15 protein-coding genes are annotated in these 18,386 nt (G+C 71.4%); 14 read left to right on the top strand and 1 reads right to left on the bottom strand.

Translation table 11 applies throughout. From position 1 onward, the window contains the following. The first annotated feature begins 37 nt into the window (after positions 1-37). From H4N64_RS00650 to H4N64_RS00705, 12 genes are read left to right on the top strand one after another with little or no spacing between them, the layout of a single operon-like run. Entirely contained in the window at positions 38-727 is a 690-nt protein-coding gene (locus H4N64_RS00650) for a hypothetical protein (protein WP_186279833.1), read from the top strand. Then, entirely contained in the window at positions 724-1,410 is a 687-nt protein-coding gene (locus tag H4N64_RS00655) for a hypothetical protein (protein ID WP_186279835.1), read from the top strand. The genes H4N64_RS00650 and H4N64_RS00655 overlap by 4 nt, the downstream gene beginning before the upstream one ends. 9 nt (positions 1,411-1,419) lie before the next feature. Further along, positions 1,420-1,785: a LysM peptidoglycan-binding domain-containing protein gene (locus tag H4N64_RS00660; RefSeq protein WP_186279837.1), complete on the top strand. Its 366-nt coding sequence runs from the start codon at positions 1,420-1,422 to the stop codon at positions 1,783-1,785. Beyond that, on the top strand, positions 1,778-2,917 hold the full coding sequence (locus H4N64_RS00665; protein WP_186279839.1) for a hypothetical protein: 1,140 nt from the start codon (positions 1,778-1,780) through the stop codon (positions 2,915-2,917). Before H4N64_RS00660 ends, H4N64_RS00665 begins: the two co-directional genes overlap by 8 nt. A gap of 26 nt (positions 2,918-2,943) precedes the next feature. Beyond that, positions 2,944-3,480, top strand: coding sequence for a phage baseplate assembly protein V (locus tag H4N64_RS00670; protein WP_186279840.1), 537 nt, complete (start codon positions 2,944-2,946; stop codon positions 3,478-3,480). Positions 3,481-3,500: 20 nt separating this feature from the next. Then, a complete protein-coding gene (locus H4N64_RS00675) occupies positions 3,501-3,836 on the top strand; it encodes a hypothetical protein (protein WP_186279842.1) in 336 nt (111 codons plus the stop codon). Then, entirely contained in the window at positions 3,833-4,213 is a 381-nt protein-coding gene (locus tag H4N64_RS00680; protein ID WP_186279844.1) for a GPW/gp25 family protein, read from the top strand. Before H4N64_RS00675 ends, H4N64_RS00680 begins: the two co-directional genes overlap by 4 nt. Beyond that, on the top strand, positions 4,210-7,296 hold the full coding sequence (locus H4N64_RS00685; protein ID WP_186279846.1) for a putative baseplate assembly protein: 3,087 nt from the start codon (positions 4,210-4,212) through the stop codon (positions 7,294-7,296). The genes H4N64_RS00680 and H4N64_RS00685 overlap by 4 nt, the downstream gene beginning before the upstream one ends. Further along, positions 7,293-10,973 (top strand): putative baseplate assembly protein, encoded by a 3,681-nt coding sequence (locus H4N64_RS00690; RefSeq protein WP_186279848.1) that lies wholly within the window; start codon positions 7,293-7,295, stop codon positions 10,971-10,973. The genes H4N64_RS00685 and H4N64_RS00690 overlap by 4 nt, the downstream gene beginning before the upstream one ends. After that, positions 10,973-13,096, top strand: coding sequence for a hypothetical protein (locus tag H4N64_RS00695; protein ID WP_186279850.1), 2,124 nt, complete (start codon positions 10,973-10,975; stop codon positions 13,094-13,096). The genes H4N64_RS00690 and H4N64_RS00695 overlap by 1 nt, the downstream gene beginning before the upstream one ends. Positions 13,097-13,150: 54 nt before the next feature. Further along, positions 13,151-14,698 carry a DUF6519 domain-containing protein gene (locus H4N64_RS00700; protein WP_186279852.1) on the top strand — a complete coding sequence of 516 codons (1,548 nt, stop codon included), beginning with the start codon at positions 13,151-13,153 and terminating at the stop codon, positions 14,696-14,698. Then, on the top strand, positions 14,698-15,585 hold the full coding sequence (locus tag H4N64_RS00705; RefSeq protein WP_186279854.1) for a peptidoglycan-binding protein: 888 nt from the start codon (positions 14,698-14,700) through the stop codon (positions 15,583-15,585). The genes H4N64_RS00700 and H4N64_RS00705 overlap by 1 nt, the downstream gene beginning before the upstream one ends. 1 nt (position 15,586) lies before the next feature. On the opposite strand, the gene paaK is transcribed toward H4N64_RS00705, so the two are convergent. Then, positions 15,587-16,900, bottom strand: coding sequence for a phenylacetate--CoA ligase PaaK (gene paaK, locus H4N64_RS00710; RefSeq protein WP_186279856.1), 1,314 nt, complete (start codon positions 16,898-16,900; stop codon positions 15,587-15,589). Positions 16,901-17,114: 214 nt separating this feature from the next. Here paaK and paaA point away from each other — a divergent pair, with 214 nt between their 5' ends. Then, on the top strand, positions 17,115-18,101 hold the full coding sequence (gene paaA, locus H4N64_RS00715; protein ID WP_186279858.1) for a 1,2-phenylacetyl-CoA epoxidase subunit PaaA: 987 nt from the start codon (positions 17,115-17,117) through the stop codon (positions 18,099-18,101). Continuing rightward, positions 18,098-18,385, top strand: a complete 288-nt coding sequence (gene paaB, locus H4N64_RS00720; RefSeq protein WP_186279861.1) for a 1,2-phenylacetyl-CoA epoxidase subunit PaaB — start codon at positions 18,098-18,100, stop codon at positions 18,383-18,385. The genes paaA and paaB overlap by 4 nt, the downstream gene beginning before the upstream one ends. The last annotated feature ends 1 nt before the right edge of the window (position 18,386 follow it).

Raw genomic sequence — 18,386 nt, forward strand, 5'->3', positions numbered from 1 at the left:
GGCACGGCCGCCCCATGCCTGACGAACGGAGCACCCCATGACCGACCTGAACGCCGCCGAACGAGGGCTGCGGCTGATGATGAGCGAACTGCGGGAGACGTCCGAGTTCGAGGTGCACGACGCCCTGCCCGGTGTCGTCGACCCCGCCTGCGAGGATGTGGACGCGGCATTCGCCGGCATCATGGCCACTACGGGCGTCGCTCTGGACGACGGGCTCAAGAACTGCTTCGTGCGTTTCGACCGGCTCTCGGCCTGCTGGGATCTGGAGGGTTCCGAGAACGGCCTCTCCGGAGAGTTCTGCATTTCGCACCTGCCCGCCGTGATCGCCACCGAGGCACCGCCCTCGGCGCCGGAGTTGATGACCGAGGACGAGCGGCAACGGTATGCGCAGTTCCGGGTTCTCGACGATCACCCGGTGAGCGGGACCGGAGCCTTCGCGGCCCTGCGTCTGAATCCGGAGAGCCCAACTCCGGAGATCTGGTACCACGACTTCCACTACAACCTGGGCGGATTCCGGATGGCCCTCGACTACTGCCGGTATCTGGACGTCCTCACGCTCACCAAGGGGACGTTCGGCTGGCAGTTCCTGTTCTGCGACGTCTCCTTCACGGACGACGACTTCCTGGGCCTGGGGGACGAGCTGGGAGAAATGCTCGCCGTCTTCCCCCGCCTCTTCCCCGACCGCGACTACACGGACCTGCGCGCCCGACTTGAGGAACGCCTGTGACCCGCTACGCCGACATCCCCAAACCCATCCGCTCCGGCATGGTCGTCGTTGACCCCGACACCGGCGCCCCCCAGCGGGTCATCGTGCTGCAGTTCAACCCGGACACCCTGGAGCGCAGTGTCGCGCCGCAGTCCGCCGGGGACAGCGGTGACGCCGGTGGCGGTGGGACCGGGAGCGGGGACCGCAATGAGGCGCTCCGGCTCAAGGGCCCCGCCCAGGAGACCTGGAAGTTCACCGCCGAGATCGACGCCACCGACCAGTTCGAGGTCGCCGCGCCCGACGGGATCCATCCCCAGCTCGCCACGCTGGAGATGCTGGTGCAGCCGACCACCGCCCAACTGCGTGCCGCGAGCCGGCTGTCGCAGAAGGGGGCCATCGAGATCAGCCCGATCGAGATGCCGCTCACCCTGTTCACTTGGGGGAGCAAGCGGGTCATGCCGGTGCGGCTCACCGAACTGTCCGTCAACGAGTCCGCGTTCGACGTCAACCTCAATCCCATCCGCGCCTCCCTCAGCATCGGCATGAAGATCCTCACCGTCAGCGATCTCCCGGCCGGACACCGGGGCGCGGACCTCTATCTCGCCCACCTCGCACAGAAGGAGCGGCTCGCCGCCGCCGCGCGGGGCGGCAGCATGGGCGGGCTCGGGCTCGCCGGAACCAACGTCGTGACCGGAAGGGGCTGAGCGGCACTTATGGCCGAGCTTGAGCCGTACGAGAACGCCTTCGACGCGATACCGGGTGCGCACCCCTATCCGCGGAACAGCCGGTACCACGATGCCGAGATCGGCATCCACCGGCGCCCTGACGGGACCGAAGTCCGGTACACCAAGCGGCGGTTGCTGCCTCCCCTGGACGAGCGGGAGACGCAGGGGCACACCGTCGCCGCGGGGGAGCGGCCCGATCTGCTCGGGCAGCGCTACTTCGGCGACCCCGGCCAGTGGTGGCAGATCGCCGACGCCAACCCCGTACTGGATCCACGCGAGTTGACCGAAGAGCCCGGACGTGTCGTCGACATCCCGCTCACCGGCGGATTCCCCCGCGGAGACCGGCGTGTTTGATCTGCCCGTGGGGCAGGGCCCCGTCCACATCACCCTCCTCATGGGACCCAAACTCGCCCGGCCCGTCCCCGCCGAGGTCACCGAGGCGCTGCTGACCGCCCAGATCACCGCCACCGCCGGTGAACGCAGCGGCTTCCAGCTGGCCTTCGACCTCACCAAGAACGGCATCATCAGCCGACGGCTGCTGCCCGAGGGCTTCTTCGACCCGAAGACCCGGATCATCGTCACGGTCAGCGTCAAGGGCACCCCCGACGTGCTCTTCGACGGCCTGATCGTCCGCCATGAGGTGGGTGCCAGCAACCGGCCCGGACACTCCACCCTCACCGTCACCGGCGAGGACCTGACGCTGCTGATGGACCTGGAGGAGCGCACCGCCCCATACCCGAACCTGCCGCCCTCGCAGCGGGTGCTCGCCATCCTGCGCCGCTACTCCGACTACGGCATCCGGCCTGACGTCTACACCGAGAAGGTCGCCCAGCCCCCGCACCAGGACCTGCGCGTCCACTACCAGACGGGCACCGACCTCCAGTACGTCACCGAACTCGCCCGCGCCAACGGCTACACCTTCTATCTGGAGCCGGGCCCCAACCCCGGTCAGTCCTCCGCCCGTTGGGGCCCCGAGGTCCGCCTCGGCATCCGCCAGCACGCCCTCAACGTCAACATGGACGCCAACTCCACCGTGGACCAACTGACGTTCGCCTACGACGGAACCGCGCGCGAGGAGCCGCAGGCCCGCTGGCAGAACCCCGAGACCCGGCAGTCCGCCCTGCTCCCGCAGCCCTCCATCAGCCCCCTGCGCCCGCCCCTCGGCAAGCGGCCCACCCCGGCCCTCAAGCGCAGGACCCTCGCCGGCACCGCCAAGCAGCAACGCGAGCAGGCCGAGGCGGAGTTGCTGGCGCGCGCCGCCGTCTCCGCGGACGTCGTCTCCGGCTCGGGCTCCCTCGACGTCAACCGGCACGGCTACATCCTCCAGCCCCGCCAGCTCGTCGGCGTGCGCGGTGCGGGACGGGCGTACGACGGCGACTACTACGTCAAGTCCGTCACCCACAACCTGCGCCCGGGCTCGTTCCAGCAGAACTTCACGCTCTCCCGCGAGGGCCTCGAAGCCCGCGGCGACTACGTCAGGCCCTGAAAGCCCCAAGCCCGGAAGGCACAAGCATGGCGGCACCCAGCAATCGCTACCTCGGCAAGTTCCGCGGCCGGGTCGTCGACAACGACGATCCGCTGCGCATCGGCCGGATCACCGTCGAGGTCCCGGACGTGCTCGGCGACGAGCCGTCCACCTGGGCGCTGCCCTGTCTGCCGTTCACCGGGCCCGAGGCGGGCCAGTTCGTGGTGCCGCCGCCCGGCACGGGAGTGTGGGTGGAGTTCGAGCAGGGCGATCCCAGCTTCCCGGTGTGGACCGGGTGCTGGTACGGCGCCGCCGAGGAACTGCCGCCCGACGCACGCCGCGAGCTCCAGGCGAACGCGTCCAGCAAACCGGTCGTCGTGCAGACACCGGGGGCCCACAAGCTCGTCCTGAACGACACGCCCGGCGCCGAGCAGGGGATCCTCCTCCAGGCCCAGGGCGGCGCGTACATCCGCATCACCAAGGAAGCCGTGGTCATCGCGACCGGCGCGGGCGCCGAGGTCATCCTGCGCGGGCGTGAAGTGACCATCAACGAGGGCCAGTTGACCGTGCTCTCGAAGCGATAGAAGACGGGGGACGAACGAAGTTGTCCGGGAGTCTGCTCGACGCGGGTGCCGTGATCGGCTGCCCGCACGGCGGCCGTGCGAGCACCGCCACCACACCCACCGCGGCCGTGCTGATCGACGGCAGGGCCGTCGCCACGGCCGCGCACGCCTATGCCGTCACCGGCTGCCCGCACACCGTGAACGGCGTGCCCAGCCCGTGCGTCTCCGTCCGCTTCAGCGCCGACGGCAGCGGCGTCACCGTCGACGGCGCGTCCGTGCTGCTCGACACCTCCGCGGCCCAGTGCCTGAGCGCGGCCTTCGTCCCGCAGGGACCGCCCGTCGTCCAGGCCGCGCAGCGAAAGGTCACCGTCCGATGAGCCCACGCACCCGCAGCGACATCGCCTTCCCCTTCCGGCCCGACCGCCGGGGCCGCACCGCGCACGCCGGGCATGGCGAACACGTCCACGACCTGATCGAGCAGCTGCTGTTCACCAGCCCCGGCGAGCGCGTGATGCGCCCCGACTTCGGCTGCGGACTGCTCGATCTGGTCTTCGCCCCGACCAGCCCGGAACTGGTCAGCACCCTCGAACTGTCCGTCCAGGCCTCGCTCCAGCGCTGGCTCGGCGATCTCATCGAGGTCGAGACGCTCGACGTGGTCGGCGACGACAACACCGTCCGCGTGTACCTGTCCTACGTGCTGCGCGCCACCGGCGCCCGCCGCGACGACGTCTTCGAAGGGAGGGCCGCCGCATGATCACGTCCCGGCGCAGCAAGGTCCGCGCCGCCCAGCTGGGCGGCGTCGACTCCGTCGAGGTCGGCGACGACGGGCTGCTGCTCACCGTCACCTTCCTCGGCAAGGCCCCGCACGGCCTCGGCCCCGAGAACGTCCGCATCGACGGCGGCCGCCGTGTCACCGGCATCACCGCCGTCGACGTCAGCGTCGAGCGCGAGGAGGACCCCGAGCTCGACGACCGGCTCTACGTCACCCTCGACCGGGCCGGCGACACCTCCCGCTACCGGCTCTCCCTGGTCGAGGCCGACCCCTACGGCCGCCCCGGCACCGAACCCTTCCGCGGCTTCGACCAGCGCTACCACAGCGCGACCTTCACCTTCCTGCCCGACTGCCCAACCCCCTTCGACTGCAAGGAAGAAGAACGACCGACCTCGGACTTCCCGGCCGCGCCCGTCATCGACTACACCGCCCGCGACTACGACACCATCCGCAAACTCCTGCTGGACCGGCTCGCCCTCACCACCCCCGAATGGGTCGAGCGCAACCCCGCCGACCTCGGCATGACCCTGGTCGAGCTGCTCGCCCACACCGGCGACCAGCTCAGCTACCAGCAGGACGCGGTCGCCACCGAGGCCTACCTCGACACCGCCCGCCGCCGGGTCTCCGTACGCCGTCATGTCCGGCTCATCGACTACGCGATGCACGACGGCTGTACGGCACGGGCCTACGTCGTCGTGGAGACGGCCGGCGACCACACCCTCGCCCCGGGCACGTACCGCTTCGCCTCCGTCGACGTGCGCACCCTCGACCCGCACGATCGCCCCGAACCCGGCACCGTCGTCGACGAGAGCGCGCTCGGCGACCTCGACGAGCGAGGCTCGGTGGAGGTCTTCGAACCGGTCGTCACCGCCGACCCGCTCGAACTGCGCGTCGCCCACAACGCGATCCGCCTGTGGACCTGGGGCGGCGAGACCCGCACCCTGGCCAAGGGCGCCACCTCCGCCACCCTGCGCGACGAGTGGGCCGACCCGGAGACCTGCCGAGGCCGCCGACTCGATCTCAGGCCCGGCGATCTACTGATCCTGGAGGAGGTCAAGGGCCCGCGCACCGGCACTCCCGGTGACGCCGACCCCGCCCACCGCCAGGCCGTCCGTCTGACCTCCGTCACCCCCGCCGTCGACCGCATCGAGGACCAGCCGGTCCTGGAGATCACCTGGGCCGCCGAGGACGCCCTGCGCTTCCCCCTGTGCCTGACCACCCTCGGCGGACGCGACTGCCTGCCCGTCGAGGACGTGACCCTGGCCCGCGGCAATGTCGTCCTCGTCGACCACGGCCGCACCCTGACAGGCCTGCCGGAGACGTTCACCGTGCCGCACGAGCCGGCCGTCATCGCCCCCTGCGAACCCCCCGCCTTCGGCTGCTGGGACCGCGATGAGGGCAACGCACCCGCGAGCATCGTCAACTCCCTCACGGATCAGGCGGAATCGGGTCGGGCACTGCGCCCCGACGACATCCGCGAACTCTTCGACGTCGTCGGCGAGAGCGCCACCACCCGCGCCAGACTCGGCCTCGAACGCGCCGGACAGCGGCAGGAACAGGTCGTCCCCGGCACGGCGTACGCCCAGGCCGCCGCCCTGCGCAGGCTGCTCGCCCAGTCCGTGTACCCGGGCATCCGGCCCCGCTTCCGCCCTGTCCTCGGCCGGGCGCCCATCGCCCAGGCCGTGCCCTTCCCCGACCCGGCGACCGTCGCCACCGGGCAGGCCGAGCGCATCGCCGCCATCCCCGGCCGGATCCGGCAACGCCTGGTCGAACTGTGGCGCAGTGCCCGCGACCGGGACGGGCTGGGCGAGGAGGAGATCGCCGAACTGACCGTCGTCTACGGCCTGAAGACCCTGGAACGCCTCGAACTGCGCCGCCATCCGGTGCGCGCCCTGCGTGAACTCCTGCACCGCAGTGACCGGTTGCTCGACGGCAAGCTGCGCCGCATCGAAGGCCTCACCGCACGCGCCCGCGCCGGAACCGTCCTCGACGGGCACATCGCCTGGGAGATCGCCCACAGTTGGGGCCCGGCGTACGCGGCCGGACTGCACCCCGACGAGCCCGTGCTGCGCGGCTCCGCGAGCGCCGGGCTCGCCCAGGACCCGCGCCGCGCCCTGCCCGCCGTACGCCTGCACCACGAGGACGAGGTGTGGCAGCCGCGCCGCGACCTGCTCGACAGTGGCCCCCGCGACCGGCACTTCGTCGGCGAACTGGAGGACGACGGCCGGCTCGCCCTGCGCTTCGGCGACGGACGGCACGGCGCCAGGCCCACCCCCGGCGCCCGGCTCGCCCTGCACCACCGGCTCGGCGGCGGCACCGCCGGCAATGTCGGCGCCGAGGCCATCAACCATCTCGTCGTGGCCGCCGACTGCGAGCCCCCGCCCGCCGCAGTGGTCCGCAACCCGCTGCCCGCCACCGGCGGCACCGACCCCGAACCGGTGGAACAGGTGCGCCAGTTGGCCCCGCTCGACCTGCGCCGAACCCGCCTGCGCGCGGTCACCGCCGAGGACTACGCGGCCCTCGCCACCGCCCTGCCCGGCGTCCAGCGAGCCGCCGCCGAACTCCGCTGGACCGGCAGTGTCCAGGAGGCGCACATCGCCATCGACGCGCTCGGCAGCGGCGCACCCACCCCGGAACTCCTCGCCGAGGTCACCCAGTCCCTGGAGACCTACCGGCGCATCGGCCACGACCTCGTCGTCGGCCCCGCCCGGCTCGTCCCGCTGGACATCGCGCTGACCGTGTGCGCCCTGCCCGGACACCAGCACGGGCAGATCCTGGCCGAGTTGTACCGCGTCCTCGGCGCGGGCCCGGGCGGGTTCTTCCACCCGGACACCCAGACCTTCGGCGAACCGGTCCGGCTCAGCCGACTGGTCGCCGTCGCGGCGGCGGTCCCCGGCGTGGAGAGCGTCGAAGTCACCCGGCTGCAACGGCTGTTCGAGCAGGACCGAGGAGAGAGCGAGGACGGCGTGCTGCGGCTCGGCCCGCTGGAGGTCGCCACCTGCGACAACGACCCCGACCGGCCGGAGAACGGCCGACTGGCGATATCCCTGGGAGGTGCCCGATGAGCCAGGCGTGCTCCTGCGGCGGCGCGTGCGGCGGCCACGACGAACGGCTCGCCCCCGCCCCGCTCCACAACCCACCCGGCCGCACGGCCCTCGACTACCGTGTCGGCGAGTACGGCTCCTTCCTCGCAGCCCTCCTCGACCGGCTCGCCTCACCGGCCTACCTCGCGCTCGACGGACTCACCGTCCGCACCGCCGACGACCCGGCGATCGGCCTGCTCGACGCCACCGCGGTCCTCGGCGACCTGCTCACCTTCCACTCCGAGCGCATCGCCGACGAGGCCTATCTCCGTACGGCCAACGAGCACCGCTCCCTGGCCCTGCTCGGCCGGCTCGTCGGCCACCGGCCGCGCCCCGGCGTCGCCGCCACCACGCATCTGGCGTACACCCTCGAACGCGACCCGCGCGCCGAAGCGCTGCCCGTCCTCATCCCGCGCGGCGCCCGCAGCCATAGCGTGCCCGCGTCCGCCGAGGAGGAGTCGCTGACCTTTGAGACTCGCCGGGATCTTATGGCGCGGTGGGACTTCAACGAGCTGAAGGTGCGTCGGCGTCGGCCCTCTCTGATGACGCCCTCGGAACTGGAGCGGCGGTCCGAGATCTTTGTCGAGGGGACGGCGAACTCCCTTCAGACCGGGGATCAGTTGTTGTTCGTCTTCGGCGAGCAGGCGGGTGGGCAGCGGTTGTTGCTTCCGGTCGCCAAGGCGCGTGTCGATCGGGACGACGAGATCACCGCGATTTCGCTGCCGAAGTCGGCGCCTCCTACTTTGAAGGAGCTTGTCGAGGAGGTTCGGCGGTGGATCGATGGCGCGTCCCATCCGCGGCCGGTCAGTCGGTTTGTCGAGGACTTCGAGGATCAGGTGCTGGCCCCGTTGCGGGCCGACCTGGAGGGGATCAAGAGCCCGGAGCGGCTCGCGGCGCGTCTTGCGGAGCCCGTTGCCCGGCTGGGTGAGGCTCAGGTGTTGGCTGCGGCGTACGAGGAGGTGGCTGCTTGGTTCGAGCGGTTGGAGGCCGTTCTGGCGGACATCGCTGAGCGGGCGTTGGAGTTGGCACCGGCGCAGGATGATTCGTCTGCGGCGCCGTTGGGGCTGGTCGCGCCCCTTGGCGGCGATTCTCGCGCCGCTGCCTTTCAGGCGCTGAGCGCCGTACTCCCCGCCCTACGCGCCGCGTCTGGCTCCGAAAGCCGCCCCGCACGCCCCACCACCGACCCTGCCGGTCTCCTCGCCGCTCTGCACCCCACCCTCTACCCCGCCTGGCGCAAAGCCGCCGCCCCCGGCGCCCCCCACCTCCTCCGCGAACTCCTCGCCATGCGTGTCACCGCCGCCCCCTTCGGCGCCACGGCGCCGCTCAAGCCCGTTCAGGACGACCGGGGGCGAGTCATCCGCACGGCCGACTGGCCGCTCACCGGCGCGGTCCTGGCGAGCATGCGCGTCGTGTTCGATCCGGCGGGCAAGGTGCCGGTGCGGGCCGAGTTCCAGTACGTCGAGGGCAACGGGTCCGACCAGCGCAGCGAGAACCTGCCGAGCACCGTGCGGTTCCCGCTCGGCACCGGGCAGGTCGACCTGTCGGTGCGCTCCGGCCAGGACCGCGATCTGAACTGGCTCAACCGCAGGCCCGCCGACTCCCAGGAACCCGGTGTCACCGCCCGCTTCCACTCGGGACTGCCCGAGCGCACGTTGTTCGTCTCCCGGCCCGGTGAGGACGGCCTGATCCAGGTCGGCATTCACAACGGCACCGCCCGGCAGATCCCCGTACGCCCCGGCGCCAGTGAGCAGTTCACGCATGGCGAGTACGAGATCAGCGTGCGGTACACGGTGGGCAGCGCCGAGCCCAACGTCGAGGTCGTCATCGCCTCCAGGCCCGAACCCGTCAACCGTCGCGTCCTCCAGCTCGACACCGTGCACGCCGGGATCACCGTCGGCAGCTGGGTGGCGATCCAGCGCCCGGCCAAGGGCAAGGGCGTGCCCGGCGACGCCAAGCTGGCCTTCGTCACCACCCAGGTCGTGGCGGCGCGTACGGCGGCGTACACCAACTACGGCATCACCGGCCGGGGCACCGAACTCACCCTCGCCGACCCGTGGTTGGACGAGTTCGACGTACTGCTCTCGCACATCCGCGACACGACCGTGCACGCCGCCGGCGAACCGCTGCGCCTCGCCGACGAACCCCTCGGTGAGGACGTGCACGGCGACGAGATCGAACTCGCCGAGCTGTACGACGGGCTGCGGCCCGGCCGCACCCTCATCGTCACCGGCGAGCGCAGCGACATCCCCGGCACCACCGGAGTGCCCGCCACCGAGGTCGTCACCGTCGCCACGGCCGACCCGGCCGTCGACCCCCAACTCCCAGGCGACCGGGTCCACACCCGGCTCACCCTCACCGCGCGCCTCGCCCACCGCTACCGCCGCGAGAGCGTGCGGATCCTCGGCAACGTCGTCGAGGCCGGGCACGGCGAGAGCCGCGAGGAGGCCATCGGCAGCGGCGATTCCGACCGCGTGAACCAGACGTTCGCGCTGTGGCAGTCCCCGCTCACCTGGCTCGCCGACGACAACCCCCTCGGCGCCACCCCGGTGCTGGAGATCCGCGTCGACGGCGTCCTGTGGCACGAGGTCGACAGCCTCGCCGGACGCGGCCCGGCCGAGCGCGTGTACATCACCGGCTCCACCGCCGACGGCCGTACGACGGTGACCTTCGGCGACGGAGTGCACGGCGCCCGGCTGCCCTCGGGCCACGAGAACATCCGCGCCCGCTACCGCTTCGGCACCGGCAAGGCCGCCAACGTCGCCGCCGACCGGATCACCCAGCCGCTCACCCGGCCGCTCGGCGTCACCCGGGTCACCAACCCGCTCCCCTCGACCGGCGGTTCGGACGCGGACGGACCCGGTCTTACCCGGCGCACGATCCCCCTCGCCGTCTCCGCCCTGGACCGCCTGGTGTCCGCCGCCGACTACGAGGACTTCGCCCGCTCCCGCGCCGGAATCGGCCGGGCCGCCGCACGCGAACTCTTCGACGGACGGCGCCGCGTGCTGCACGTCACCGTCGCCGGCGCCGACGACGTGCCCCTCGGCGACTCCGACACCCTGCACGCCCTGCGCGGCGCGCTCACCGAGTACGGCGACGCGAACCTCCCGGTGCGCGTGGACGCCCGTGAGCTGGTCCTGCTGCTCCTGGCGGCACAGGTGAAGGTGGCCCCCGACCACGCCTGGGAGATCGTCGAGCCCCGGCTTCGCCAGGCGCTGCTGCGCCGACTCGGCTACGAGGGCCGCGAGTTGGGGCGGCCCGCCCGTCTCTCCGAGGTCCTGGCCACGGCCCACTCCGTGCCCGGCGTCGACTATGTGGACGTCGACGTCTTCACCGGCGTCCCCGCCTCCGCCACCCCCGAGGAACTCACCGCCATCCTCACCGACCCCGGCCCGCCCAAGGCATCGGTATCGGCGCACCCGGCGACCTACGACGAGAAGGTCCACACCGTCCGCGCCGAGAACGGCGAGACGCTGTCGGAGATCTCCGGCCGCCACGGCGTCCCGCTCGCCGAACTCCTGCGCCTCAACCCCGACATCACCGACACCCGGCGCCTGCCCAGGGGCCGGACGGTGTTCGTCTTCCGCGGTATCCGCCCGGCCCAGCTCGCCCTGCTGTCGCCGAAGGCCGCGGACACCCTGATCCTGACGGAGGTCAAATAATGTCCCCGGACGTCCGGTTCGAGACCCTGGTGTCCAGGGAGGCCGACGGGCTCGCGAAGCTGCTGCCCCGCTGGCATCTGCTGCGCGACGCAGAGGAGGGCGGCGCCCTGCGTGAGCTGCTCGCGGTCATGACCGAGCAGCTCGACCGGGTCCGCGACGGTGTCGAGCAGGGCTACGAGGACCTGTTCGTGGAGACCGCGGCCCCCTGGGTGCTGCCGTATCTCGGCGACCTGGTCGGCTACCGCACCCTGACTGGTTACGAACGCGTTCTCACCACCGGCCTGCACGACGGAGGCCGCGCCGCCCTCGCCGAGGCCGTCGCCCCGCGCTCCGACGTGGCGGCGACGGTCGGCAACCGCCGCCGCAAGGGGACCCTGCACCTGCTGGAGGAGATCTCCGAGCAGGTCGCCGGGTGGCCGGCGCGGGCTGTGGAGCTGTCCCGGCTGGTCGCCCACAACCAGTCCGTGAAGCTCCACCGGGACACGGGCCGGGGGCGGCTTCTGGACCTCCGCGACAACTCCGCGCTGGATCTTGCGGGCGGCCCGTTCGGTTCGACGGCCCACACGGTCGATGTTCGGCGGGCCAACTCAAACAAAAGCAAGGGCGGTTGGACGCCCGCCGGAGTCGCCCTCTTCGTCTGGCGGCTCAAGGCCCACTCGCTGACCTCGTCCCCGGCGTACTGCGTCGACCGAGCCCGCAACCTCTACACCTTCTCGATTCTCGGCAACGACACCCCGCTGGTCACCAAGCCCTTCCCGGAACCGTCGCCCACCCACATCGCCACGATCGACAACGTCCCGGCGTTCGTCCGCCGCCGCCAACTCCACGACCGGCTGCTGGACTACTACGGCCCCGGCAAGAGCTTCGTCATCCGGCGCGACGGCGAGGACAAGCCCGTACCGCCCTCCGACATCGTGGTCGCCGACCTGTCCGACTGGCGCTATCGGCCCAGGCGGGGGCAGGTGGCCGTCGACCCCGAACTCGGCCGGATCGCCTTCGGCGCCCGCTCCGCGCCCCGGCAGGGCGTGTGGGTGGACTACCACTACGCGTCCGCCGCGGACATGGGCGGCGGCGAGTACGACCGCCACGACCGGGTGCCGCGTCCCGACGCCGTTGTCTACCGCGTCGGGCCGGGACAGCCGTACCGGCAGATCATGGACGCCTATCGGGCGTGGCAGAGCGAGCGCGGTCCGGAGCGTGCCGGCGTCATCGAGATCACCCACAGCGGCGCCTACCAGGAGCAGTTGGACTTCGACCTCGACCCCGGTGACCGTCTCGAACTGCGGGCGGCGGAGGGGGCGCGGCCGGTGATCCGGCTGCTGGACTGGTACAGCAACCGGCCCGACGCCCTCAACATCCGTGCGGTGGGCGACAGTTGCGCCCCGCACGAGCGTCCGCGGATCACTCTCGACGGACTCCTTGTCGCCGGGCGCGGCATCAACGTCACCGGGCCCATGGGTGCCGTGGTCGTACGCCACTCGACGCTCGTGCCCGGCTGGTCCCTTGAGCCGGAGTGCGCCCCGCACTCGCCGGAGGAGCCCAGCATCGTCCTGGAGCGCACCACCGCCTGTCTCCAGGTCGAGCACAGCATCCTCGGCACCATCGAGGTCATCGGCGACGAGGTGAGCGAGGACCCCCTCGACATCCATCTGCGCGACAGCGTCCTCGACGCCACAGGACACGACCGGGAGGCGCTCTCGGCACCCGACTGCCGGCACGCCCACGCGGTCCTCCATCTGCACCGCACCACCGTGATCGGCGAGATCCACACCCACGCCGTGCGGATCGCCGAGAACTCGATCCTCACCGGCAGGCTGCACGTGGCCCGCCGCGGCATCGGCTGCTTCCGCCACTCGTACGTCCCCGCCGGGTCCCGTACGCCCCGCAGGTACCGATGCGTCACGGACGTACGGCCGTTGTTCGTCTCCGAGCGCTACGGCACGCCCTGGTACGGGCTGCCCGCGGACCGGTGCCCCGAGGAGATCAGGCGCGGCTGCGACGACGGCGCCGAGATGGGCGCCTTCCACGACCTGTACCGGCCCCAGCGCGAGGACGGTCTGCGGGCGCGGCTCGCGGAGTACACGCCGGCCGGCACGGACGCCGGGATCTTCTTCGTGACGTGAGCCGCACCGACACCGACGTGAACCGCACATTCCTGAACCAGGGGGACCCCCTTCATGCACGCTGACCTCTCCCGCCTCATGTTCCGCCCGGAGCGGCACTACTCGGCGGTGATCGCCCAGCAGGGCCGTGTCCAGCTCGACGCCGACACCAATGAGCAGACCGCGATCCAGCTCCACCAGGCCCGTACCCTCGCCGCCGACCTGATCGGGCGGCACGGCGGGCCGCGCGACGCCGCCGGCTTCCGTATCGAGTACGTGGGCGGACGGCACGAGATCGACACCCTGTTCATCCACGGCGGCCGCTACTACGTGGACGGCATCCTGTGCGACGCCGACCGCCCCGCGCCCGGAGTGCCGGTGCCCGACGAGCACGCCGAGGAGCAGGAGACCGCAGCGCCGCCCACGCACTGGACGTACTGGGACCAGCCCGACGCCCACCTGGACCCGGAGCGTCCCGGCGACCGGCTGCCCTCGCCCGCCCAGGCGCCCTTCGTCGTCTACCTGAAGGTGTGGGAGCGCTCGGTGAGCGCCGCCGAGGACCCGGCGCTGCGCGAGGTCGCCCTCGGCGCCGCCCTGCCGGACACGACCGCCCGAGTGAAGATCGTCTGGCAGGTGCTGCCCCTGTCGCTGGCCGCGCTGGACATCGAGGACGCCGAGCCGTCCAGGGAGGTCGTGCGCGCCGCCTTCGACAAGTGGGCCGCCCGCCGGTCCGCCCCCTCCGCCCACCTCGCCGCCCGCAGCGAACGGCCCGACCACGCCGACGAGGACCCCTGCCTGGTCAAGCCGGACGCCCGCTACCGGGGCCCGGAGAACCAGCTGTACCGCGTCGAGATCCACGCCGGGGGAGCCGCGAAGGACGCCACCTTCAAGTGGTCCCGCGAGAACGGCTCGGTGGTCTTCCCGGTCGACGAACTCGACGGCACCTGGGTCCAGTTGGCCTCTCTCGGCCACGACGCCAAGTTGGACCTGGACGTCGGCGACCTCGTGGAGTTCACGGACACCGCCAGTGCCTCGCGCCTGGAGGCCCTTCCCCTGCTGCGCGTCGAAGAGCTCGACCTGCCCGGCCGCCGTGTCCGTCTCTCCGCCGAACCGGAGCCCGGTGTCGGCCGCCTGCCCCACCTGCACCCCTTCCTGCGACGCTGGGACCACCACGAGGGCCCGAAGCGCAAAGGCCGCACGTCCGTTCTCAAGGACGGCGCCATGAAGATCGAAGAGGGCGAGTGGCTGCCGCTGGAGGACGGTGTCGAGGTCTACTTCGCCAAGGACGGCGCCTACCGCACCGGCGACCACTGGATCATCCCGGCCCGCACCGCCACTGGCAGCGTCGAGTGGCCCCTCGACCCGGCCCGCCGCCCGCTGCTCCAGGCGCCCACCGGCATCGCCCGCCACTACGCGCCCCTCGCCCTGGTCAAGGGCGAGCACGGCGCCGTCGATCTGCGTCTCGCCTTCGGCCCGCTGGCCAGCAGCGTCCCGGCGGCCGACGAGGCGGCGCTCGCGGCGGAGGAACAGGCCCGCCGCGAGGAACAGGCCGCGGAGGATCCCTCCGGCGGACGGTCGCAGACCACGGCCGAGGCCGAGGCCGCGGCGGAAGGAGACGAGTGATGGCCAGGCCGCTGAGCGCGTCCAAGATGGTGGAGATCCTGCGCGCGGAGGGCCTGACGGTTCACGAGGTGCGCAGTTGGCGCACCCACAACCGCAACAGCAAGGGCCCCTGGGGCCCGGTGAACGGCGTGATGATCCACCACACCGTCACCTCCGGCACCAACGCCTCCGTCGACATCTGCTACGACGGCTACTCCGGCCTGCCGGGGCCGCTGTGCCACGGCGTCATCGACAAGAAGGGCCATATCCACCTGGTCGGCAACGGCCGCGCCAACCACGCCGGACTCGGCGACAGCGACGTCCTGCGCGCCGTGATCAACGAGTCCAGGCTGCCCGCCGACAACGAGGCCGACACCGACGGCAACCGGCACTTCTACGGCTTCGAGTGCATCAACCTCGGTGACGGCAGGGACCCTTGGCCCGAGGCGCAGAAGGAGGCCATCGAGAAGGTGGCGGCCGCGATCTGCCGCCACCACGGCTGGAGCGAGCGGTCCGTCATCGGGCACAAGGAGTGGCAGCCGGGCAAGCAGGACCCGCGCGGCTTCACGATGGACGGCATGCGCAAGCGGATCGCCGGGCGCCTGGGCGGCAAGACCCCGGCGCCCGACCCCAAGCCGGCGCCGCCGAAGCCGTCGTACGAGCCCTTCCCGGGCAGCGGCTTCTTCCACATCGGGCAGCACTCGCCGATCATCACGGCGATGGGGCGTCGGCTGGTCGCCGAGGGGTGCGGCCGGTACGAGGAGGGCCCCGGTCCGGAGTGGACCGAGGCCGACCGTCGCTCCTACGCCGCCTGGCAGCAGAAGCAGGGCTTCAAGGGCAAGGACGCGGACGGCATTCCCGGCCGGGTGAGCTGGGAGCGCCTGAAGGTGCCGAACGGGCCCAACTGAGCTACTCCTGGCGGAGATCCTTGACGCGCTTGAGCTTGCCGAGCGAGCGCTCCAGGGTCTCCGGCTCGACGATCTCCACGTCGACGCTGACCCCGACGCCGTCCTTCACCCCCTGGGCGATGGCCCCGGCGGCCGCCCGCCGCTGCTCGGGGCCGGCGTCGGGGCGGGCCTCGACGCGGACGGTCATATGGTCCATCCGGCCGCGCCGGGTGAGTTGGATCTGGAAGTGCGGGGCCACCGCGGGGGTGCGCAGCACGATCTCCTCGATCTGGGTGGGGAAGACGTTCACCCCGCGCAGGATGATCATGTCGTCGCAGCGTCCGGTGACCTTCCGCATCCGCCGGAAGGCGGGCCGTGCGGTGCCGGGCAGCAGCCGGGTCAGATCACGGGTGCGGTACCGGATGATCGGCAGCGCCTCCTTGGTGAGCGAGGTGAACACGATCTCGCCCTCCTCGCCTTCGGCCATGATCTCGTGCGTGACCGGGTCGACCACCTCCGGGTAGAAGTGGTCCTCCCACACATGCAGCCCGTCCTTGGTCTCCACGCACTCCTGCGCCACACCGGGACCGATCACCTCGGACAGCCCGTATATGTCCACGGCGTGGATCGCGGTGCGCTCCTCGATCTCGCGGCGCATCTCCTCCGTCCACGGCTCGGCGCCGAAGATGCCCACCTTCAGGGAGGTCCCCCGTGGATCGACGCCCTGCTTCTCGAACTCGTCGAGCAGGGTGAGCATGTAGGACGGGGTGACCATGATGATCTCGGGCCGGAAGTCCTGGATGATCTGCACCTGGCGTGCCGTCATGCCGCCGGAGGCGGGGATCACCGTGCAGCCGGCCCGTTCGGCGCCGTAGTGCGCGCCGAGTCCGCCGGTGAACAGGCCGTAGCCGTAGGAGATGTGCACCTTGTGGCCGGGACGGCCGCCGGCGGCCCGGATCGAGCGGGCGACCACGTCCGACCACATCGACAGGTCGTTCTCGGTGTAGCCGACGACTGTGGGGCGGCCCGTGGTCCCACTGGAGGCGTGCACACGGCGGACCTGGTCCATGGGGACCGCGAACATGCCGAAGGGGTAGGTGTCCCTGAGGTCGGCCTTGGTGGTGAAGGGGAATCGGGCGAGGTCCTCCAGCGCCCGGCAGTCGTCGGGGGTGACCCCGGCCTCGTCGAACTTCTTGCGATACAGCTCGACATGGTCGTAGGCATGGCGCAAGGTCGCCCGCAGCCGGTCGAGTTGGAGCTCCCTGAGCTGGTCGCGGGTGAGCCTTTCGCCGTCGTCCAGCAGGTCGTGGGGGAGGGGTTCGCCCAGGTTGCTCATCGCGACTCCTTCGTTGTGTCCTGGACCGTGCGGCTGCGGCCCCGGAACTCCGCCACCATCCTGTGTCCCAACCGACCATTCGGTCTGCATTCGGTGCACAGGCCAAACAATCAGCCGTGTCACCCTCTGTCAAGGGTGGCGAAGGGTCTTGCCGAGGGCCCGGAAAGGCGTCACACTGGTACCGAACGAATGGTCGGTTGGGGAGCTGGCGCAGATGACCACGACACACCACGCCGAGGCCTCGCCCCCGGAGTCCCCGGAGTCTCCGGAGACGCTCCAGGAGCACTTCGACGCCACGATCGCGCGCGACCAGCGGATCGAGCCGCGCGACTGGATGCCGGACGGCTACCGCAAGACGCTGGTCCGGCAGATCGCGCAGCACGCCCACTCGGAGATCATCGGCATGCAGCCCGAGGGCGAGTGGATCAGCCGCGCGCCGTCGCTGCGCCGCAAGGCCATCCTGTTCGCCAAGGTGCAGGACGAGGCGGGACACGGCCTGTATCTGTACTCGGCCGCGGAGACGCTCGGCGCGGATCGCGCGGACCTCACCGACCGGCTGATCGAGGGCCGCCAGAAGTACTCGTCGATCTTCAACTACCCGACGCTGAGCTTTGCCGACGTCGGCGTGATCGGCTGGTTCGTGGACGGCGCCGCGATCTGCAACCAGGTCCCGCTGTGCCGCAGCTCCTACGGCCCCTACGCGCGCGCGATGGTCCGGATCTGCAAGGAGGAGTCCTTCCACCAGCGGCAGGGCTACGAACTGCTGATGACGATGATGCGCGGCACCGACGCCCAGCGCGAGATGGTCCAGGACGCGGTGGACCGCTGGTGGTGGCCCTCGCTGATGATGTTCGGCCCGCCCGACGACGCCTCCCCCAACTCGGCGCAGTCGATGGCCTGGAAGATCAAGCGGCACAGCAACGACGAACTGCGTCAGCGCTTCGTCGACATGACCGTCCCGCAGGCCGACAAGCTCGGTGTGACGCTGCCCGACCCGGAGCTGAAGTGGAACGCCGAGCGCGGTCGGCACGACTTCGGCACCCCGGACTGGGACGAGCTGATGCGGGTCATCAAGGGCGACGGACCCTGTAACGACCAGCGGATGGAACGGCGCAGAAGCGCCCACGAGGAAGGCGCGTGGGTGCGCGAGGCGGCCACCGCCCACGCGGCCAAGCGGGCCCGGAAGGAACCGGCGGCATGAGCAACGAGAGCTGGCCTCTGTACGAGGTGTTCGTGCGCGGCAAGCGCGGCCTGAACCACGTCCATGTGGGCTCGCTGCACGCCGCCGACGACGCGATGGCCCTCACCCACGCCCGCGACCTGTACACCCGGCGCAACGAAGGCGTGTCGATCTGGGTCGTGCGCTCCGAGCACATCGCCGCCTCCACCCGCGACGAGAAGGACCCCTTCTTCGCCCCCAGCGCGGACAAGGTCTACCGCCATCCGACGTTCTACGACATCCCCGACGATGTCCCGCACATTTAGG

Source organism: Streptomyces cupreus, assembly GCF_014257025.1.
Taxonomy (GTDB): domain Bacteria; phylum Actinomycetota; class Actinomycetes; order Streptomycetales; family Streptomycetaceae; genus Streptomyces; species Streptomyces cupreus.